A 21,326-nucleotide genomic window follows, 5' to 3' on the forward strand; every position below is an offset into this window, starting at 1 on the left:
GGTGACGGGCGTGACCGTGCATTTCGCGAACGAGGACTACGACAAGGGACCCATCGTGGCGCAGCGCGCCGTCGAAGTGCGCGAAGGCGACGCGTTGGAGGATTTGGAGGCGCGCATCCATGAGGTGGAGCACGTCATCTACCCCGAGGTGCTGCGCCAGATCGCCGAGGGCCGCGTGACGGTGGGCGAGGACAGGAAGGTGCATATCGCATGATGAGGGACGTGCTCGCCGCGGTGGCGGCTGATCTGCGGGCGGGCCGCACGCCCGTCCTGTCGGCTGACGACTTCCCGTGTTTTTCAGCGGAGGCCCTTGCGGGCAACCAGCATGTCGACCCGTCGTACGCGGACGTGATCGCGCGCAGCTTGGGCGAAGCCGACGCCGTCGTGTTCGAGCGCGCCGTGCGCGCCATCGACGAAGGCGACCTTGCCTGGATCGGCTTCAAGGTGGTCTACGATGCACAGCAGGCCCAGGCCAACACCGACAACGAGGTGACGAAGAAGTACGGCGACCAAGGTTCCGCCGACGGCGAGCCGCTCGTGTTCTTCTGCAACGATGCGAAGGAGATCGTGGCGGCGCGCCCGCATTCCGCACGCGATGCGTTTCAGATGAAGGACGTCACGCGCGGGCCTTCGATGCACAACGAGCAGTTCGAAGGCCTCACCTGGCTTTCCGTCCCGCTGTTCGAGCAGGTGCGCGTGTGGTTGCTGGGCGCGTCGGACGCGGCCAGCGAAGTCGCGGCGCTGGCCGCGCACGTGGGCTTTCGCGTGACGGTGGTCGACTACGACCCCGCGTACGTGAGCGAAGCCCGCTTCCCGGACGCCGAGCGCATCGTCCTTCCCGGCGGCAGCTTCGATGCGCTGGACCAGTTGTCCTGCACGTCGGCGGACTACGTGTGCGTGCTCACGCGCGGCCACATGTTCGACCCCGAGGCCTGCGTGTGGGCGGCCAAGCACGGCGCGCATTACGTGGGCATGATGGGGTGCGCTGGCAAGAACGATCGCGTGCACGAGCTGGTTTTGGCGGCGGGCGCCACCGAGGACGACTGGGTGCGCGTCAAGCGCCCCATCGGCTTGAAGTTCGGGGCGAAGACGCCCGCCGAATTGGCGATAGCGATCGTCGGCGAGCTGGTGGACGTACGCTACCGGCAACGGTACAGTGAAGAAGCCCGCGCCAAGCACGAAAGCAGCTTGGGCAGGTAGATAGAGCGCCGGAGGCAATGCCGGTGCAGGGCAATAGGGCCCGCAGCGTCGAGTTGTTTCGTCGTTCGCAAGGCGGCGGAACCCAAAAGGAAAGGATGTAAGACCATATGAGCAATCCGAAGGTCAAGCGCGTTTTGATGTCCGTTACGGACAAGGCGGGCGTCGTCGATTTCGCCCGCGTCCTCGTGGAGGAGTTCGGAGCGGAGGTCATCTCCACGGGCGGCACGGCCCGCGTCATCGCGGAGGCCGGCGTGCCGGTCACGCCGATCGACGACGTGACGCAGTTCCCGGAGATGATGGACGGACGCGTGAAGACGCTGCACCCGCGCGTGCACGGCGGTCTGCTGGCCAAGCGCGACAACGAGGCCCACATGGCCCAGGCGGCCGAGCACGGCATCCAGATGATCGATATGGTGGTCGTGAACCTGTACGCCTTCGAGAAGACGGTGGCCGGCGGCGCCGACTTCGCAACCTGCATCGAGAACATCGACATCGGCGGCCCGTCCATGCTGCGCTCCGCCGCCAAGAACTTCGAGAGCGTGGCCGTGGTCACGCGCCCGGAAACCTACGACGACATCTTGGCCGAGATGCGCGCCAACGACGGTGCCACCACGCGCGATACGCGCGCGAAGCTGGCGCTCGACGTGTTCCGCACGACGGCCGCCTACGACGGCGCCATCGCCGCCTGGATGGGCGAGCAGCTCGAAGGCGACCAGAAGTACCCGGCCGCCCGCGCCCTCAACCTGACCAAGGTGCAGGACCTGCGCTACGGCGAGAACCCGCATCAGTCCGCCGCGTTCTACCGTCGCGACAGCTACGCGGGTGCCGAGCACAGCCTGGCCCACGCCAAGCAGCACCAGGGCAAGGAGCTTTCGTACAACAACTACCTGGACCTGGACGCCGCCTGGACGGCCGTGCGCGAGTTCGACGAGCCCGCGTGCGTCATCGTGAAGCACCTTACGCCGTGCGGCGTGTGCCAGGACGCCGACCTGGTGGCCGCGTACCAACGCGCGCATGCGTGCGACCCGGTCAGCGCGTACGGCGGCGTCATGGCGTTCAACCGTCCGGTCACGTCCGACGTGGTGGTTGCCATCTTCGAGAACAAGCAGTTCGTCGAGGCCATCGTGGCGCCCGAGTTCGCGGGCGACGCGCTGGACATGTACAGTGCCAAGAAGAACGCGCGTCTCCTGTCCACGGGCGGCGTGAACAAGGCCGGCGGGGAAGTGGAGTACCGCTCCGTCGAGGGCGGCCTGCTCGTGCAGGATTCCGACGGCGTGCTGGAGGATCCGGCTGCGTTCACGGTTCCCACGAAGCGCCAGCCTACCGACGAGGAAATGGCCGAGCTGCTGTTCGCTTGGAACGTGTGCAAGTCGGTCAAGTCCAACGCCATCGCGCTTACCAAGAACCATGCCACGGTGGGCGTGGGCGGCGGCCAGCCCAACCGCGTGAACTCCGCGCGCATCGCCGTCGAGCAGGCGGGCGAGCAGGCGAAGGGCTCCGTGGCCGCGTCGGACGCGTTCTTCCCGTTCCGCGACGGCCTTGACGCTTTGGCCGAGGCCGGCGTGACGGCCATTATCGAGCCGGGCGGGTCCATCCGCGACGACGAGGTGATCGCCGCCGCTGACGAGCACGGCATCGCGCTCGTGTTCACCGGCCATCGCCACTTCAGGCACTAAGCTGGCAGCTGGCGCGCGGCCGAAGCCCGCAGCGCCCCCCCAAGCACGCTTGATCGAAAAGCTGGATCCGCTTGTCGGGTCCAGCTTTTTTGCAGGAAGGGCAACGGCCGCTTTTTCGCATCAATGTCGTAGCCGCGAACGTGTGAGCGTTTCGGGTATGGTTATGTTCCTTCCTTGTCGTAAAAGGAACATACTCGCACCGGGGGCGCAACGCGCAATGCGCTTCGGTATAGTGGGCGGCATGAAGAAATCTCAAGCGTTGAACATACTGAACCTGAGCGAGGGGGCTACTGACGACGAGGTCAAAGCCTCGCATCGCAAGCTGGTCATCGCCCATCACCCGGACAAATTTCCGCTTGATTCCGCCGAGCGTGCCGAAGCGGAAGAGCTGACCAAGCAAATCAACGAAGCGCGCGATGTGCTGCTCAACCGCTCGTGGACGCCGGAGTTCGACCCGCGTCGCGACCCGCGCCCCTATGCGGGCAACCCGTACGCGCATCCTACGGCGAACCCGTACGGATCGCCCCAGCAGGTCGAATGGGACCCGTTCGCGGATTGGCCGTTCGGGCAGGGTTCGTCGCAAGGGCAGGGCCGCACCACCTACGTATGGACCTCGTGGGACGGCGCCCGCTCCGCCGGCGAGGGCGCGCCCGGCGGCGTGCCGTTCGATCCGTTCGACCCGTTTGCGCCGTTCAGGGCATCGGCTCCTCAGAAAACGCCGGAACAGGTGCGCGATGAGACGCGCCAAAGCATCAAGAAGGAAGGCGCCGTCGTGGCGGCGAAAGCGGCGGCTTTGGCGGTGTTGAGCTTGGCGGGGTCTCCTGCCACCGGGCTGTTCGTGTACGTGGTGGCGTCGTTCGTCTACGGGCTGTGGAAGCGTTTGGGCAGCTGTTTGATCGGCTTTTTCGTTCCTATCGCGCTCGTGCTTGCGCCGTTCGTGTTCATGATCGCGCCGCGGCAAGGTGCGGTGACGATAGGGCTGGGCCTTGCGTTTGCGGTTGCGGTTCTTTTCGACATCACGAACGCGCGCGACCTTGTGCGCGTCTATCGTGCCGCCGGTCGGGAGTAGGGCTGCCGGGCGCGGGCGCGCCCATGCTATACTGTTTGTTTGTCGCCGCGCGGTGTTTGCGCCGGCGGATGCGCGAAGCGCTTCGCATGCTCGAAGCGCACCGATGAAGGAGGATTCGAAGCAATGATAGTGCTTGACGAGCCGTATGCATCAGAACCGCTGCTTGCGTGGATGGAGTCTTCGCAGCATCCCGTGCTCGACAACGAATTCGCGCGCACGACAGCCGCGGGCCGTGCGTTGAACCTGGTGTCGGCAGACGAAGCCGTGCGCCGTATCGATGCAGGCGAGCGCGTGTACACCAATTCCGAAAACGCCTTGGCGTGGATCGTCGAGAACGCGCATAACGAAAGCCTGTCGCGCGCTATCGGGCTGTTCAAGGACAAAGCCGCTATGCGGCAGGTTCTGGCTGCCCTCGACCCTGATCTGTTCTTCAAAACCTGCTCGGTTGACGAGCTGTTCAAGCTGGACTTCTCGAAGCTGGAAGCGCCGTTCGTGCTGAAGCCGTCCGTCGGATTCTGCAGCATGGGCGTGTACGCCATCCAAGATCGCGAAGACTGGGAGCGCGCGCTTGCCGACATTCAGCGCAACGCGTCCACCTGGCACGACATGTACCCCGAAAGCGTCATCGGGTCCGGATCGTTCATCTTGGAGGGCTACATCGAGGGGACCGAGTACGCGCTCGACGCGTACTTCGACGCCACCGGCGCGGCGCATATCCTCAACGTCTTGCGCCACGACTTCGTTTCAGCCGAGGATACGTCCGACCGCATGTACGTGACGAGCGCGCCTATCGTGCGCGAAACGTCCGCGCTGTTCACGCAATGGCTTGACCGCGTGAACGCGCTTGTGGGAGCGCGCAATTTCCCCGTGCATGTAGAGGTGCGCGTTCTCGACGGGCACGTGTGCCCCATCGAGTTCAACCCGCTTCGTTTCGCGGGTTTGGGCGGCACCGACGTCAGCTGGCACGGCTACGGGTATCGCACGTACGAGGCGTTCCTGGAAGATGAGCGCCCTGATTTCGATCGCGCGTTCGAGGGCAAGGGCGACAAAGTGTACACGATGTCGCTGCTCAATCCGCCGGCCGACGCTACAGGGGACGAGCGGTTCGACTACGATGCGTTCCTCAGCCGTTTCTCCCATGTGCTCGAGATGCGGCCGTTCGACGTTCGGCGCGTGGGCAATTACGGCTTCCTGTTCTTGGAAACGGATGCGGAATCGGCCAACGAGCTCGACTTCCTCGTGCACTCCGACCTCAAGGAATTCCTCCGCTAGGCGGAGGCGTTCGGGGCGCGAGCAAGGCTGTGAAGCTCAACATCAGAAACCTGCTCATCGGGCTTGTTATCGTCATCGTGCTTGCGGTGGTGCTTTTGCGCGGCGATCAGCTGGTCGAGCTGGTGGAAACCATCAAGAAGGGCGCGGCCATCCCGTTGATCGCTGCGCTGTGCACCCAGCTGGGAAAGTACTTCGCGCAGAGCTTCGCGTATTCGTATGCGTTCGAAGCGGTTGACGAGCGCATGGATCCGCGCTCGACGCTGCCTTTGGTGTTCGGGACGTTTTTCATGAACACGATCGCGCCGTCGCTCAACCTGGCCGGCACTACGCTGGTGGTGGACGATGCGCGCCAGCGCGGCATTGCCCCGGGCAAGGCAACCAGCGCGGCGCTGCTCATGCAGATCACCATCGATTCGGGATTCGCCACCATCATGCTGATAGGCTTCGCCATATTGGCCGCCACGGTGGGCTTGTCGCCCCTGTGGTTCCTGCTCGGGCTGCTTGTCATCGCGCTGGTGGGGGCCATGATCACCATCTTGGTACTGGGCCGCAAGCGTCCGGCGCTCGTGCTGCGCGTGCTGCGGCCCATCGAACGGTTGGTCAACCGCATTCTCGCCCGCTTCAAGAAAGGGCCGCTCGACCCGTGGGTGGAGCGTACGGTGTGCTCGTTTTCCGACGCAGCGGGCCTTATCGCGCACAACCCCAAGACCACGGCGAAATCCTTCGGGTGCTCCATTGCCGCAAGCGCGTGCGAGCTTGCCTGCTTCAGCTTGGTGGGCGTTGGGTTCGGCGTAACGGTTCCCGAAGCGCTCATCTGCGGCTATGTGGTGGCAACGCTGTTCGCTATGATCTCGATCACGCCGCAGGGCGTAGGCGTGGTGGAAGCTGCCGTGGTGGTGGCGTTCACGTCTTTCGGGGCGACTGCGGCGGCGGGGCTGTCCATTGCGCTCGTCTATCGCGGCATCGTGTTCTGGATGCCGTTCCTTATCGGCGCGATACTCATTCAAACAACCAAGACGTTCAAGCGCGATGCCAAGCAGATGCTCAACGATCCGGATGCTGCCGGCCGCTTGTCGGGAGTGTCGGCGGTGGCGCGGCACCTTGACGAGCAGCGGGCTCCTTTGGACGTCGATCAGCCGTTGTGCGACCGTGACCACGAGCAAGCGGCCGTTCCCCGTGCTTCGGCGGCTCCGCGCGATGCGAAGCCTCCGAAAGCGCCGCGGGACTCGTAAGGGCCTGCCGCCAACCCAAAGCTTCCTGCCGTCTCGGCGCGTTCGCAAGTTCGTCGGCCGCAGCTCCGCTTCATGACTTAGAATGTTCTGAAACGTACGCATAGGTGTGGGGTGGTTGTGCGCGATTCAGAGGGGGAGCGGATGAGTGCGAAAAAGACGCTGAGGCAGGCTGCTGCGCTTGCTCTTGCGGGAATGCTGACCTTGGCGGGTTGCTCGGACCCGGGCGCGGCTGCGTCGGGCAAAGACGCTTCTTCGCTGCTCGATCCCGCCGACCCCGTGCAGATCGAGCTGTGGACGTACTACAACGGAACCCAGCAGCAGGCGTTCGAATCGCTTGTCGACGAGTTCAACGCGACCCAGGGCAAAAGCGTGGGCGTGGTGGTTACCAGTTCCAGCCAGGGCGGCGTAAACGATTTGGCCGCAGCGGTGACCGGGTCGGCGCAGGAGCTTGTCGGGTATGCCGATATGCCCGACGCGTTCCTTTCGTATCCCGATACGGCTTCGCTTGTCGATAGCTTCGGGCGCGTGGCCGATCTTTCCGGATACCTGACCGACGAGCAGAAGGATCGGTACGTCGAGGCGTTTTTGGCCGAAGGGGATCTGGACGGCACGGGTTCTCTGAAGGTGTTTCCCGTGGCGAAATCAACCGAGACGTTTCAGATGAATCTGACCGATTGGCGGGTGTTCGCCGATGCAACGGGCAGCACGCTCGACGAGCTTGCCACCGTCGAGGGGATCGTGACGGTGTCGCAGCGCTATTACGAATGGACCGATGCGCAAACCCCGGACGTGCCGAACGACGGACGTGCGTTCTTCGGCCGAGATGCTTTGACGAATTACCTGGTCACCGGTGCGAAGCAGTTGGGTCACGAAGTGCTTTCCGTTCGTGACGGACGCATCGAGCTCGATCTTGATCGCGCTACGATGAAGGCGTTGTGGGACAACTACTACGTGCCCATGGTGCAGGGTTGGTTCTCTTCCGAAGGCAAGTTCCGCTCAGACGCCGTCAAGACCGGCGACCTGCTCAGTTACGTGGGGTCGTCCTCGTCGGTCGTGTATTTTCCCCAGACCGTGACGGTTGATGATCAGACCAGCTATCCCATCGAGGTGATAGCCTTGCCTGCTCCCACGTTCGAAAGCGGCGTTCCGTGCGCCCCTCAGCAGGGTGCGGGCTTCGTGGTGACGAAGGCCGACGAGCGTACGGAGTGTGCGTGCGTCGAGTTTCTCACCTGGTTCACGGCCAAGGAGCAGAATGCCGGGTTCGCCGTGAAAGCGGGGTATCTGCCCGTGACCAAAGAGGCGATCGAGCCGGAGTTCTTGAAGGACGTCGCTCTGTCGCTGGGGGATTCTTCCCGCAACTACGCTGAGACCCTGCCCGCTGCGCTCGAGACCATGGACGCGGGGCTGTACCGGACGTTCCCGACTCCGAAGGGCAACGAAGCTCGTTCGGTGCTGGGCAAATCGCTGTTCGACCGGGCAGCGCAGGATCGGGCCGCCGTGCGCGCCCAGATCGAGGCGGGCGCCAATCCCGCCCAGGCCGTCGCCGCGTTTTTGGACGAATCGGTTTTCGACGCTTGGCTGGCTGATTTGAAGATGCAATTGGAAGCCGTCGTGGCATAGCGCCCGAGGGTGAGGATGTTGAAGGATAGAGCTACGAGGGCATGACGCTGGGCATGAAACAGGTGAAGGGCGCGCGGAAGGGCTTGACGTTCAAGGCCCTTGTCGCGCTGCCTTTCTGCATCGTGCTTATTTTGCAGGGCGTCATGAGCGCTGCGATCCTGTCCGGGAGTCGCGTGTTCGTCCAGATGGACGACGCTGCGTACGATCTGTTCTCGGAGCGCGTGGCCAGTCGGGCAAGCTACCTCGAAGGCGACATGGTCCTTCGCTGGTCGGACTTCGGCTCGACGCCCGACGTTGTGGCCGATCGTGTTGACGAGGTGCTGGCTGAGTGCGGAGCTTCGGTGTCCGATATCGTTCCGGGTTCGGACGTGGCCTTGTCCATTATCGATGCGATGGCCGACGATCTGGTGTCTTTCATCCGGCACAACGAGGTGAGCGGCGCCTACTTCGTGCTGGCGAACGGCGGGGCGGAGGGAGAGGCCGCCGATGCTCGCACGGCGCTCTACATTCGCGATTCGAACCCGAAGGTCAACGCCGAAGGCGGATCGGACCTCATGGTTGCATCGTGTCCGATCAGCGTGGGGCGCACTATGGAGATAGCCCTGGACAGCCAGTGGTCGGCAACGTTTCCGCTGGCTGCCGAAGGCAATCAGCGCAGCGCCTTCTACTACGAGCCCCTCCGTGCCGCCCAAAAGCATCCCGATGCAGAGACAAGCGATCTGGGGTACTGGGGCCGACCGGTTGATCTTGGCTGGGCGGGCACGCCTTCGGTGACGTACAGCGTGCCGATTCGAACCGCTTCGGGGGAATTGTGCGGAGTGCTGGGCGTTGAGATACGCCTGGATCGCATCGAGTCGTTTTTTCCGTATCGCGACCTGAACGAGCGAGGCGACGGCTCGTACCTGCTCACAACCGTGCAAGCCGCCGACTCCGAGCGCAGCGCCGGCGTGGAACCCTTGTCGGACAAACCGCGCGCGTACGAAGTGCTGGCTACAAGCGGGGCGACGCAAAGCCTGTACGTCGAAAACGGCTCCATCGAGGCTTTTCTGGACAACCAGGCTCGCATGGTAGTCGATCCGGCTTTCGACTCGGCAGACCCGGACAAGCGCGCCGTGGCATCCGCGATGGAGCTGGCGCTGTACGACAGCACGTCTCCGTTCGCCTCCGATCGATGGGTGCTTGTGGGGATTGCTCCCGAAGAAGGGCTGTTCTCGGCTTCGCATGCGCTTTCCGAAAGCTTGTTCCGGTCGTTTCTCGTTGCCTTCGTCGTGGGCCTGATCGTGGCCGTGCTGGTGGCGTGGTTGTCGTCATCGCGTTTGCGCAACCTTATGAAAGAGGTTCGCGCGACCGGTCCTGAAGAGCCTATTTCGTTCACGCCTACCGGCATTGTCGAGGTGGACGAGCTTTCCGACGCGATCGAGTCGTTGGGAACCCAGGTTGCTTCGGCGTCTTCGCGCCTGTCCCAGATACTGCAGCTTTCCGATCGCAGCATCGGCGCGTTCGAGTACAACGCCATCCTGGAAACGGTCAGCTATACCGAGGGGTTGTTCTCTACGCTGTCCATCTTGGAGTGCCCCGAAGCGACGCGCTTCTGCGTGGGGCGCGCGGGCTCGGGCACCATGTCGGCGGATGATTTCGATCGGTTCATGGATTGGTACCGCGTGCGCGTCGAGCGCGAGGGGGACGATCGCTACCTGTTCTTCGACGAGCGCGGCATCACGTGGGTGCGCTTGGTCGTTTTGATGGACGAGGATCGCGGCGTGATGTACGGGCTGGTGGAAGACGTGACGCACGAGATTCGAACGCGTCGCCGCTTGGAGCATGAACGCGATCACGACATTCTGACCGGGCTGCTGAACCGCCGCGCGTTCGAGCAGCAGGTGACCGAGCTTTTGCGGGGCCGCAAGAGGCTCGGAGCCATGCTCATGCTCGACTTGGACAACCTCAAGTTCGTCAACGACACGTACGGGCACGATTGGGGCGACCAGTACATCAAGGCAGCTGCGCGCGCTGTGGAGTCGGTGTTCGGCAACAAGGGTCCTTGCTCGCGCGTGTCCGGCGACGAGTTCCTGGCGTTCGTCGACGTCTGTTCGGACCGAGCCGATGTCGAAGCGCTGTTCGCCGACCTGTGCCGTGCGTTCGACGAGAGCGTGCTGGTTGCTCCTGACGGGAAGGCGCTTAAAGTGCGCGCCTCCATGGGCGCTGCGTTCTGCCCCGATGACGCCACTGCCTACGCGCGCCTTCGCGAGTACGCCGACTTCGCCATGTACCTGGCGAAGAACAGCCGAAAAGGCGAGCTGTTCACGTTCGATCGCGCCAGCTACGACGAGAAGTCGTTCATCGTGAACACCGGCGAGGACTTGAACCGCCTGTTCGACGAGCAGCTTGTGGATTACCATTTCCAGCCGATCGTGGATGCTCGGGCCGGCGAGATCATTGCCTTCGAGGCGCTTATGCGCCCCCAGCTGGAGTCCATTTCCACGCCGGATCGCGTGTTGGCGCTGGCGCGTTCGCAGTCGAAGCTTCACCATGTCGAGCGCATGACGTTTCTGGGAGCTTTGGATGCGTTCTCGCAGCGCTACGTAGGTCAAGGGTCTTTGCTGTTCGTGAACAGCATCGCCACGCAGCGCCTGTCCTCTGAAGACGAGCTGTTCTTGATCGAGCGTTACGGCGGCATGCTCAGGCACCTGGTCATCGAAATCATCGAAAGCGATTACAGTCGCGAAATGGCCGTGTACAAAGAAGCGCTGGCGCGACGTTTGGGCGCCCGCCTTGCCGTGGACGATTTCGGCAGCGGATACAACGGGGAGACGTCCCTGCTGGACTACCACGTTGACTTCGTGAAGCTTGACGCATGCATCATTCGAGGAATCGACTGCCAGAAGGACCAGCAGGACATTGCCCGCAACCTGGTGGGATACGCTCATGACCGCGGCATTCGCGTGATTGCCGAAGGGGTGGAGACCGAAACGGAGCTGCGCGCCGTGCTCGATCTGGGCGTTGACTACCTGCAAGGGTACCTGATCGCGCGTCCCGAGCCGCATCCTCGTGACATTCCGGACGAGGTCAAGCGCTTCATCAGGTCGTGTTCCGAGGGCGCTCGGTAAGGCCGGACGGCTTCGCGGGACTGGCCGGGGATGCTTTGGCGTCGGACGGGTATACTAGGGCTCGAACATGGTGGATCCGCGCGGAGCGGATCAGTAAGGAGGAGCCTTATGGCCTTGACCGATACCCTGCATATCGAGGCGACCGATGTCTGCGAAACCCGCGTTGAAGCGGTAATGCCCATCACGCCGGACCTGTACCAGCCGCATGGCTACCTGCACGGCGGGGCGACCATCGCCTTGCTTGAAACGGTGGCGAGCATCGGAACCGAGCAGAACACCGATTTCGATAACGAGCGTCCTTTCGGCATCGACGTGCATGTGCGTCATCGCAAGAGCGGGAAGAACGGCGTGCTGCGCGGTGTGGCCGAGCTTGACCGTCAGGAGCCTTCGAGCGCGGGCGGAGTCAAGCAGTATTGGAACGTGGTCGCGTACGACGAGGACGGCGACGTGGTGTCCGACGGCGTGATCATGACGAAGATCGTGCCGCTTGCGCGTCTTGCTCAGAAGGAGCAGGAGCGCGCCGCCGCGCGCTGACGACGGGGTCTGCACCGCGATCGTGGGCTTTTCCCGTTGGGCGGCGCGCTGCCGTCGTTGTCCGAAGCGGCCGTGAGGCTGCGGGAGAGGCGGCTGAAAGCGAGTCCGAGAAACGGGCGGGAAAATTCTGACGGAAATTCGGGTCATTTTTCCTTTTGCTTTTCGATTCGTTGTGCTATCATATCCGTCGCTGCTTGAAGCAGTACTTCGGGTTGTGGCTCAGCTTGGTAGAGCGCTGCGTTCGGGACGCAGAGGCCGCAGGTTCAAATCCTGTCAACCCGACCAGAACTTGCAGGTCAGTCGTTCGCGGCTGACCTTTTTGCATTTGGGGAAATGCCAACTTGGGGGAGTTGGCGAATTCGGCACCGCAAGCCCCCCGCGCACGGGCGCGGCGTGCGCGGGGGGCTTGCGGTGCGGGGGGCGTGCGGTGCCGGGGGCGGCGCACGCGCGATGCGACGCGCGCGATCGAGCCGCGGGACGGACCCGGCCTTTCGCTGCGGCGTCGCGAAAGGCCGGGTTCCCATCGAGAGGCCGTATTCTGGTAGCGCTCTTGGTGTCCGCCAAGGCCTTGCGCACGAAAAACCGCCCTCGCTGGCAGGTTCTGACGGTTAGGGGTTGCCGAGCCGGCCGCCCTCTTCGCCGCTGCCGGACCCGTTTTGCGTTTCGCCTGGCCATGGCTCCTAGCTGCCGAGTTGCGTTTCCCCGGGCGCCCATCCTGCCGGGTCGAACGACCCCAAACCGTCAGAACCTGCCAGCGAGGGCGGTTTTTCGCGCGCGGCCGATGGGGGAATGGGGCGGATCGGCGGCCCGGGGGCTTCGACGGCGTAGAACTGGGGCTGCGGGCGCGTCCCGCAACTCGGAGCCGAGCTGCTGCCCGTCCGCAACGCGGGGCCGAGCCGCCGCCCGTCCGGGTCGCCGCCTCGTCGAGCGCGAGAGTCGGGGCTGCCGACGGTCGCAAAGATCTTCCGAGCGGTTTTCCTTTGACGTGAGCCGTCGAGGGGTCTATCTTCTACTCAAGTTAGAATAAGTGAACTTACGGTGCCCTGCTTGACGCGAGGAGCCGGGGCCAATGCAGCACGGCTGAACAAAGGAGCGACTTGTGGCCAGGAAAAAGAAATCCGCATCCAACGCGCTCGAAGTGCAGAACGCGGCGAAGACGCTCTTCGCGAACATTCGCTTCATGTCGCCCGACTCTCCGATACGGTCCATCGTGATTACCAGCTCGGTGCCGAACGAGGGCAAGTCGACGTGCTCGATCGAGCTTGCGCCCGCCATTGCCACATCGGGCAAGACCGTGCTGCTGGTGGAGGCGGACATGCGCCGGCGGGCCTTGGCCGACGCTCTTGGGGTGCGTCCTCCTGCAGGCGTGTACGCGGTGCTGACCGACGCCGTGCCGCTTTCGCGGGCCGTGGCCGCCACGCCCACGCCGAACCTGTACTTCCTGGACGTCGAGCCGAACATCCCGAACCCGGCCGACATCGTCTCGTCGAAACGCTATGCCAAGCTGGTGTCCCTTCTTGAGGAAAGCTACGATTACGTGGTGTTCGACACTCCGCCGGTGGGTACGTTCGTCGATGCAGCCATCCTGTCCACGTTGGCGGATGGCACGGTGATAGTGGTAAGGCCGAATCTGGCAACGCGTGCCGAACTGGTGGAAGCTTGCGAGCAGCTGCAAAAAGCCGATGCCAACATCCTGGGCATCTGCGCTACGTTCTGCGAAGGGACCGACTCCGAATACTATTACGCTTACTACACCAACGACGGCGAGCGCGTGAAGCGCGGCGATGATGCGGGCGCGACGCAGGGCCGTACTGCCGCCGATCGGCTGGAGCGCATCCAGGGGATTTCGCGATCTTCCGCAGAGGCCGAACGGCTGCGTGCGTCTTTGAACGGTGCTTCGCGGGCAGCTTCCTCGCGTTTTCGGAGTCGCGGCGATCGGTAGGGCGTTAAGGCGGCCACCTGCGAACCCTTTGCCGGGGCGCCTCTTCGTCAGTGCATACTATGGCGACTGCAAGGCAATTTCTCGCAAAATCGGGAAGCATGCTTCTCATGCTGGTGCATTTGCGGTAATATACCCAGAGTTGTCCGACGGTATCGCTTATACGAACCTCAGACGACGGCATGGCTTGGCTGCGAACCGCTTTGGGATGCGGGTCGCGATTCCAAGCCACGTCATCCCAGGTATGGAGCTTGGAAGGGATGTGCTTTTCTGCAACATCCCTTTTTTGCATAGGTACATCACCCTGACGAGCAGGGTGGGGCGGGGTCGTAAGGCGCGGCCTTTGCACGAGCAATTTGGAGGAACGTATGAAAATTTTGGGAATGGGGATGCCGGAGCTTCTCATCATCCTTGCGGTGATTTTGCTCATCTTCGGCCCGAAGAACCTTCCGAAGCTTGGCAGCGCGCTTGGCAAAACCGTCAAGAACCTTCGCGACGGCATGGGCAGCAAGTCCATCGAGGACGCCGACGATGAGGAAGAAATCATCGAAGAGGTAGTGGAAGAGCAGCCGGCCAAGAAGACGACGACGGCTCGGAAGACCACCACCGCCGCTAAGAAAAAGGCCGAATAGCTCAACAGTTTTGTTCGGTATGCGGTATGTGCAGGTCTGGCCTTGCACATACCGCTTTTTTCATATCAGTGCGGAAACACCGAAGCCGCGCATTTCATCACAGCGAAAAATATAAGGAAGCACGCTTGAAAGCACGAGCGTGCCTGTTTTTGTAATTGGGACAGGTGAGAAAACATGGCAGACGGAAACTTCATTCTTACACAAGAAGGCAAGGACAACCTCGAAAAAGAGCTGCACTACCTTGAGACCGAGAAGCGCGCCGAGATCGGCGAGCGCATCAAGGTTGCTCGCGAGTTCGGCGACATCTCCGAGAACTCCGAGTACGACGACGCGAAGAACGAGCAGGGCATGATGGAGGCGCGCATCGCCGAGATCAGCCGAATCCTCTCCGAGGCGACCGTGGTCAACACGCCGAAGCGCTCTTCGCGCGTGAACATCGGCTCGGTGGTGACGGTCACCATGGGCGGTCGCGAGCGCGTGTTCACGATCGTCGGCGGCGCGGAAAGCGATGCCGCCGCCGGCAAGATCAGCAACGAGTCTCCCGTGGGCGCCGCGCTGCTGGGCCGCAAGAAGGGCGATGTGGTGGAAACGACGGGCCCGACCGGCCGCCAGGTCACCATCACCATTGAGAAGATCGATCACTAAGATAAAGGAACCGCAGATGAGCGACACCACCGACCAGATCATCGAAGACGACCCCATTGAAGTGCGCCGCGCGAAGCGAGCGGCTCTCATCGCTGCGGGCAAGAACCCCTACGGCCACGCGTTCGAGTACACGCATCATTTGACCGATCTTGTCCAGCAGTACGCCGACCTTGAAGACGGCGCTTCCACCGAGGACGAGGTGGACGTGGCCGGTCGCGTCATGGCCAAGCGCGATCAGGGAAAGCTTGCGTTTTTGGAGCTGCGCGACTCGACGGGCGACATCCAGTTGTTCTGCCGCATCAACGTCTTGGGCGAGGATGCGTTCGCGGAGCTCAAGGATCTGGACGTGGGCGACTGGATCGGCGTGCATGGAACCATGATGCGCACCAAGCGCGGGCAGCTGTCCGTGGCCGTGCAGTCGTTCGAACTTTTGAGCAAGAGCCTGCGTCCGCTGCCGGAGAAGTTCCACGGTCTGGCCGACAAGGAGACGCGCTACCGTCAGCGTTACGTCGACCTGGTCATGAATCCCGAGGTCAAAGAGACGTTCGAGAAGCGCTTCAAGATCGTGGCGGCCATTCGCCGCTACATGGAGGACCAGGGCTTCTACGAGGTCGAGACCCCGTTTCTGCATCCCATTCTGGGCGGCGCGAACGCCAAGCCGTTCGTCACGCATTTCAACGCGCTCGATCGCGACTACTATCTGCGCATCGCTACCGAGCTGCCCCTCAAGCGTTTGCTGGTGGGCGGATTCGAGAAGGTGTTCGAGATCGGCCGTCAGTTCCGCAACGAGGGCATGGATCCGTTTCATAACCCCGAGTTCACCACGATGGAGGCCTATCAGGCGTTCTCCGACCTCAACGGCATGATGGAACTCACGCAGGGCTACATTCAGGCTGCTGCGATGGCCGCATGCGGCACCATGCAGGTGACGTACCAGGGCCAGGAGATCGACCTGTCGGGCGACTGGCCGCGCAGGTCCATGATCGAGCTTGCCACCGAAGGGGCGGGCGAGCCGGTGAACTTCGACCGCACGCTTGAAGAGCTGGTGGCTATTCTGGAGAAGAACGGCGGGCACGCCGATGCGGCTTGGGGCAAGGGCAAGCTGATCGCCGAGATCTTCGAGGCCGTGGCCGAAGAGAAGCTTATCCAGCCGACGTTCGTGATCGATCACCCGCTCGAGGTGTCTCCTTTGGCCAAGAAGAAGGCCGACGACGAGAACCTGACCGAGCGCTTCGAGCTGTTCATCTGCGGGCACGAGTACGCGAACGCCTTCGGCGAGCTGAACGACCCGGTTGATCAGGCCGAGCGTTTCAAGGCGCAGGTGGCTGCAAAGGATCTGGGCGACGACGAGGCCATGGGCTACGACGACGACTACGTGCGCGCCCTCGAGTACGGCATGCCGCCGGCGGGCGGCGTGGGCGTGGGCATCGACCGCTTGGTCATGCTGCTGTCCGACGCTCCGTCGATTCGCGACGTGCTGCTGTTCCCGCACATGAGGGACGAAGCGAAGTAGAACCTGCATGCGAGGGCGCTCCGAAAGGGCGCCCTCGCTGCTTGTGCGGGTTCAAAGGCGCTGGCGTGTTGGCGGCCCCTCGCTTGGACAGCCGGACGCGCGCCGGGCGATGGCGCTTTCGGGCCGACGAGGCGGCTATGCGGGACTTCGCCTGCGTTCGGGCCGTCAGCGCACGAAAAAACGCGATCGCTGGCAGGTTCTGACGGTTTGAGGTCGTCGTTTCGGCCCTTCGTTTCGCAAGCCGCAAACACTTCAGTATCGTGCCTGGTCAGAAGCCCGATCGAAAATGAAGTTGGGGAAGGGCAGCGTGAGGCGCGCGCTCGGCAACCTCAAACCGTCAAAACCTGCCAGCAAGGGCGGTTTTTCGCGCGCAACGTGCCAGCCGCAATCGCTTTGCTTGCGACGTTGCTCCGAGCTTCGTCGGCTGCGCTGCGTGAGTTGTACGGTCGGAAGCGTTTCTGGCGTTACGCGAAAAGCCCCTTTTGACTGAGCAACTGCCGACGAAGTTCAAGCTGCTTGAGCGAATAGTCGGAGCAAGCGGGTCGTATCCGCGCTCCTAAGTGGCCGGCCAGAATACGTGCGAAGCGGTTGTATTCTTGGTAGTTTGCCACCTGGCGCCAAGTGGCGGTCACCACGGTCAGGCCGAGTGCTTCGAGCGCGTTGCGTCGGGACGCATCCTCGGCGATGCGCTTCGCGCCGGTATGGCAGAGGGTGCTGTCGTATTCGACCGCCACGCCCCTGTCTCGCCAAAGCAGGTCGCATCGAAAAGAGGAGCGGCTGGTTGTCCAGTTGCTGTGCTGCGGAATCGCTACGGTAGCGTTCATGGCGGGATGCTCCAACTTGCTTCCCCCGTACAGATAGGGAAGCGTTAGCAGTTCGGCGAGGGTCGATTCGCGCGGAGAAGCCGATCCGCCCAAAACGTGAGGAAGTGCCCGGCGGGCTGCTTTCGTTCCATGCAGGTATCCTGCGTTGTCTAGGTACGAGGCCAGCTTTCTCGGATTGGTCAAAGGGGGCCTGTTCCTGATTCCGTAGGGGTGCTGCTTGTCGGGGGCGAACGTGCCGCAGAACTCGTACCCCAAATGGACTGCGAGGGGAAAGCCGATCGCCGACGCCATGTGCACGAAAGTCAGTTCGGGGCAGGTGACGAAAACCGGTTCGTCGAATCCAGGGAAGAACACGGCCCTTAACGATCTTTCCGGTAGGGATTGCGCACGGTGAACGATGAGGGCCGAACTGGCTTTCCTGTTTTCCCGAGCAAGAACGTGGACGGGCAGGGACAATGTGCCGCCGCGAACGAGCGCATGCGTTCGCATGTCGGAGCCGTGCGGAGCTTTCTCGGGCACGGTCGTGCTGCGGCATACGCTGCGCGCCGATCCGACGTCGCTGAGTTCGGATCGCCAGAATTCAAGGGCCGATGTATGGGTTAGGATGGTTTTCATGGTGTGAGTTTAGCACCACATAATACCAGGTCAATAGTTATTTTATGGTTTAGATTCCTGCTGGATTCGCGCTAAATTTCTGTTGGATTTCAGCTAGATCCGCGCTAGATCCGCGCTAGGTTTTTGCTAGATCCGTGTCAGACTCGCGCAACGTTTCCGCTAGATTCCTGCTGGATTTCGTTGCGAGCTGGAAGCTGCGCGCAAAAAAACGGCGACCGCTGGCAGGTTCTGACGGTTTGGGGTCGTCGTTTCGGCTCTTCGTTTTGCAAGCTGCGAGCGCTTCGGTATCGCGCCTGGTCAGAATCCCGGTCGAAAGTGGCGCCGGGGAAAGGCTGCCCATAGCGCGCGTTCGGCAACCTCAAACCGTCAGAACCTGCCAGCGAAGGCGGTTTTTCGTGCGCAACGTGCCGCCTGCAAGGGCAGCGGGGCTTCCTGCTCGTGGTGGCTTCGTTGCTGCGGCGCCTCGCACGCATGCCCGCACGCCCGCAGCGGCATCGGTGCCTGCTCGCATCGCCCGCCCGTCCGCGCCGCCGTCACCCGCCCGCCCGCCCACATTCGCGGCTCGCATCGCACGCCCGCCCGCACCCGCCACCCGCGGTTGTTCGCGCCCGCAACGCGCTGCGAGACGCCTTGGCAAATGCGGGCGTCTCGGGATAATCCGGCGGTTCGTGCACGTGGCGCGAAAGGTCGTGATACGATGGATCCCGTCGCCTCAACGGCTCGACTTGTGGAGCCGCCGTGTGCGGCGTCCAGGTGAATTGGCACTCGATCAGTGCGAGTGCTAACATGGACGAGTAACACTGAAGTATCGCCGCGAGAATCGAGGCTTACATGTCATTCGAGAAGTTCACGGACAAGGCGCGCAAGGTGCTCGTCCTGGCCCAGGACGAAGCGCGCTCGCTCCATCAGCCCTATGTGGGGACCGAGCACATCCTTCTTGGCCTTATCCAGGAGAAAGACGGCTTGGCTGCTCAGGCGCTCGATCGCCTGAACGTCAAGTACGACGCCGTGGTGCAGGCTATCCGCCAGGTGGTCGCCATCGACGAGGACACCGACGTGTCCGGGCACCTGTCCTTCACGCCGCGCGTGAAGCGCGTGCTGGAGAACTCCCTGCGCGAAGCCATGCAGATGGGGCAATCCTACATATCGACCGAGCACTTGCTGCTGGGCATCGTTCGCGAAGGCGACGGCACGGCGCTCGAAGTGCTCACGCGCCTGGGCGTGGCGGGCGACGACGTGTGCGCAGCCCTCAACGACCTGGTGGGGCAGAGCCCGGTGTACGCCGGTCGCAACCCCTTCGACCCGAACGGCGGCACGTCGGACAGCGTGCTCAAGGAGTTCGGCACCGACTTGACGCAGAAGGCGCGCGACGGCAAGCTCGACCCCGTCATCGGTCGCGCCGGCGAGATCGAGCGCGTGATGCAGGTGCTCAGCCGTCGCCAGAAGAACAACCCGTTGCTCATCGGCGAGCCGGGCGTGGGCAAGACCGCTGTGGTCGAGGGCTTGGCCCAGCTTATCGTGTCGAATCAAGTTCCCGATATCCTGCGCGGCAAGCGCCTGTTCACGCTGGACGTGTCCGCGCTCGTTGCCGGGTCCAAGTACCGCGGCGAGTTCGAGGAGCGCCTGAAGAAGTGCATCAAGGAAGTGATGGACGCGGGCGACATCATCCTGTTCATCGACGAGATGCACACGCTTATCGGCGCGGGTTCGGCCGAGGGCTCCATCGACGCCGCCGCCATCTTGAAGCCGCCGTTGTCGCGCGGCGAGATCCAGGTTGTCGGCGCCACCACCATCGACGAGTACCGCAAGCACCTGGAGAAGGACTCCGCTTTGGAGCGTCGCTTCCAGCCCATCACGGTGGGCGAGCCGAACGAGGAGCAGGCGCTGCGCATCATGGAGGGCCTGCGCGATCGCTACGAAGCGCACCATCAGGTCCACTTCACCGACGAAGCCCTGCAAGCTGCCGTCAGCTTGGCGGGCCGCTACATCCAGGATCGCTACCTGCCCGACAAGGCTATCGACGTGCTGGACGAGGCGGGCGCGCGCATGCGCATCCGCAACATGACCCTGCCCAAAGAGCTGCGCGATCTGGACGAAGAGCTGCGCAAGCTTCGCGGCGAAAAAGACGCGGCTATCGGCGCGCAGGATTTCGAGCGCGCGGCGCAGCTGCGCGACCAGGAATCCGACCTCAAGAAGAAGCGCGAAGAGGCCGAAAAGCAGTGGGAGGAAGACGCGCAGAAGTCCGTCCATCAGGTGACCGTCGAGGATATCGCCGATGTGGTCTCCATGACGACGGGCGTGCCCGTGTCGAACCTGACGGAGGCCGAGACCGAGAAGCTGCTGCGCATGGAAGGCGTGCTGCACGAGCGCGTCATCGGCCAGGAGGAAGCGGTCACGGCGCTGTCGAAGGCCATCCGCCGTTCGCGCAGCGGCCTCAAGGATCCGAAGCGTCCGGCCGGCTCGTTCATCTTCCTGGGCCCTTCGGGCGTGGGTAAAACGGAGCTTTCCAAGGCGCTCGCCGAGTTCCTGTTCAATTCCGAGGACGCGCTCCTGTCCTTCGACATGTCGGAGTACATGGAGAAGCACAGCGTGTCGCGCCTGGTGGGCAGCCCTCCGGGCTACGTCGGCTTCGACGAGGGCGGCCAGCTGACGAAGGCCGTGCGCCAGCGTCCCTACTCGGTGGTGCTGTTCGACGAGATCGAGAAGGCTCACCCCGACGTGTTCAACATCCTGCTTCAAATTCTGGAGGAAGGTCGCTTGACCGACGCGCAGGGCCGCACGGTGGACTTCCGCAACACGGTCATCATCATGACGTCGAACGTGGGCGCGCGCGAAATCGCGCAGCCTACCACGTTGGGCTTCTCCACCGAAGAGCAGGCGGGCCTGTCCGACAAGGAGATCAAGAGCCGCGTCATGGCCGAGATGAAGAAGCTGTTCAGGCCTGAATTCCTGAACCGCATCGACGAGATCATCGTGTTCAAGTCCTTGAACGACGAGCAGATCGCCGAAATCGTCAAGCTCATGGTGGCCGACCTGCGCGAGCGCTTGATCGACCAGAACATGTCCATCAACTTGAGCGACGCCGCATGCCGGCTCGTCGCGAAAGAGGGGACCGACGCGGCGTACGGCGCTCGTCCCTTGCGCCGCGCCATCCAGCGCTTGCTGGAAGACCCCCTGTCCGAGGAAATCCTCGAGGGCAAGTGGACCAGCGGTTCGGTCATCGACGTGGACGCGGTCGACGGCGAGCTGGTGTTCACGTCGGGTTCCGGGTCTATCCCCGCGCCTCGGAAACGTGATAGCATAGCAAGAGACGCAGAATTGCTGCTGACGAACTACGACTTGGGCCATGCCGGCGTGTCCGGCGGCGGGTCCCTGTCCGGCGGTGCAGCTGATTAACAAGATTCCGGCGGTCGAATGGCCGCCGGAACTGTATGATGCCACGAACGAC

The 21,326-nt window shown here is 63.0% G+C and carries 15 protein-coding genes and 1 tRNA gene; 15 read left to right on the top strand and 1 reads right to left on the bottom strand.

Annotation, left to right across the window (positions count from 1 at the left end; all coding sequences use genetic code 11):
* From ACMNI9_RS01290 to lysS, 14 genes are all read left to right on the top strand, one after another.
* Window positions 1-214 (top strand): formyltransferase family protein (locus tag ACMNI9_RS01290; RefSeq protein ID WP_418830484.1); only part of this gene is annotated, 214 nt, incomplete at its 5' end.
* A complete protein-coding gene (locus ACMNI9_RS01295) occupies window positions 211-1,200 on the top strand; it encodes an XdhC family protein (protein WP_418830486.1) in 990 nt (329 codons plus the stop codon). The genes ACMNI9_RS01290 and ACMNI9_RS01295, both read left to right, overlap by 4 nt.
* 107 nt (window positions 1,201-1,307) lie before the next feature.
* Complete coding sequence (gene purH / locus ACMNI9_RS01300) at window positions 1,308-2,876, top strand: bifunctional phosphoribosylaminoimidazolecarboxamide formyltransferase/IMP cyclohydrolase (RefSeq protein ID WP_216528945.1); 1,569 nt, start codon at window positions 1,308-1,310, stop codon at window positions 2,874-2,876.
* A 241-nt stretch (window positions 2,877-3,117) separates the two neighbouring features.
* Window positions 3,118-3,945, top strand: coding sequence for a J domain-containing protein (locus ACMNI9_RS01305; RefSeq protein WP_114567916.1), 828 nt, complete (start codon window positions 3,118-3,120; stop codon window positions 3,943-3,945).
* Window positions 3,946-4,068: 123 nt separating this feature from the next.
* Window positions 4,069-5,217: an ATP-grasp domain-containing protein gene (locus ACMNI9_RS01310; RefSeq protein ID WP_225748767.1), complete on the top strand. Its 1,149-nt coding sequence runs from the start codon at window positions 4,069-4,071 to the stop codon at window positions 5,215-5,217.
* A gap of 29 nt (window positions 5,218-5,246) precedes the next feature.
* Window positions 5,247-6,449, top strand: a complete 1,203-nt coding sequence (locus ACMNI9_RS01315; protein ID WP_225748768.1) for a lysylphosphatidylglycerol synthase transmembrane domain-containing protein — start codon at window positions 5,247-5,249, stop codon at window positions 6,447-6,449.
* 141 nt (window positions 6,450-6,590) lie between these two features.
* Window positions 6,591-8,069 carry an extracellular solute-binding protein gene (locus ACMNI9_RS01320; RefSeq protein WP_418830490.1) on the top strand — a complete coding sequence of 493 codons (1,479 nt, stop codon included), beginning with the start codon at window positions 6,591-6,593 and terminating at the stop codon, window positions 8,067-8,069.
* 41 nt (window positions 8,070-8,110) lie between these two features.
* Entirely contained in the window at window positions 8,111-11,176 is a 3,066-nt protein-coding gene (locus tag ACMNI9_RS01325; protein ID WP_418830493.1) for an EAL domain-containing protein, read from the top strand.
* A 108-nt stretch (window positions 11,177-11,284) separates the two neighbouring features.
* Window positions 11,285-11,710, top strand: coding sequence for a PaaI family thioesterase (locus ACMNI9_RS01330; protein ID WP_114567910.1), 426 nt, complete (start codon window positions 11,285-11,287; stop codon window positions 11,708-11,710).
* A 208-nt stretch (window positions 11,711-11,918) separates the two neighbouring features.
* A tRNA-Pro gene (locus tag ACMNI9_RS01335) sits at window positions 11,919-11,995 on the top strand.
* An 814-nt stretch (window positions 11,996-12,809) separates the two neighbouring features.
* Complete coding sequence (locus ACMNI9_RS01340; protein ID WP_418830495.1) at window positions 12,810-13,652, top strand: CpsD/CapB family tyrosine-protein kinase; 843 nt, start codon at window positions 12,810-12,812, stop codon at window positions 13,650-13,652.
* 365 nt (window positions 13,653-14,017) lie between these two features.
* Entirely contained in the window at window positions 14,018-14,281 is a 264-nt protein-coding gene (tatA, locus tag ACMNI9_RS01345) for a twin-arginine translocase TatA/TatE family subunit (RefSeq protein ID WP_114567912.1), read from the top strand.
* Between the two features lie 174 nt (window positions 14,282-14,455).
* Window positions 14,456-14,926: a transcription elongation factor GreA gene (greA, locus tag ACMNI9_RS01350; RefSeq protein ID WP_114567913.1), complete on the top strand. Its 471-nt coding sequence runs from the start codon at window positions 14,456-14,458 to the stop codon at window positions 14,924-14,926.
* Between the two features lie 16 nt (window positions 14,927-14,942).
* Complete coding sequence (lysS, locus tag ACMNI9_RS01355) at window positions 14,943-16,439, top strand: lysine--tRNA ligase (RefSeq protein ID WP_216528940.1); 1,497 nt, start codon at window positions 14,943-14,945, stop codon at window positions 16,437-16,439.
* Between the two features lie 464 nt (window positions 16,440-16,903).
* On the opposite strand, the gene ACMNI9_RS01360 is transcribed toward lysS, so the two are convergent.
* Complete coding sequence (locus tag ACMNI9_RS01360) at window positions 16,904-17,617, bottom strand: hypothetical protein (protein ID WP_231088198.1); 714 nt, start codon at window positions 17,615-17,617, stop codon at window positions 16,904-16,906.
* A 1,092-nt stretch (window positions 17,618-18,709) separates the two neighbouring features.
* On the opposite strand from ACMNI9_RS01360, the gene ACMNI9_RS01365 reads away from it, so the two are divergent.
* Window positions 18,710-21,274 (top strand): ATP-dependent Clp protease ATP-binding subunit, encoded by a 2,565-nt coding sequence (locus ACMNI9_RS01365; protein WP_418830498.1) that lies wholly within the window; start codon window positions 18,710-18,712, stop codon window positions 21,272-21,274.
* The last annotated feature ends 52 nt before the right edge of the window (window positions 21,275-21,326 follow it).

The sequence above is a fragment of the Paraeggerthella sp. genome (assembly GCF_048427265.1).
Classification (GTDB): Bacteria; Actinomycetota; Coriobacteriia; order Coriobacteriales; family Eggerthellaceae; genus Paraeggerthella; species Paraeggerthella hominis.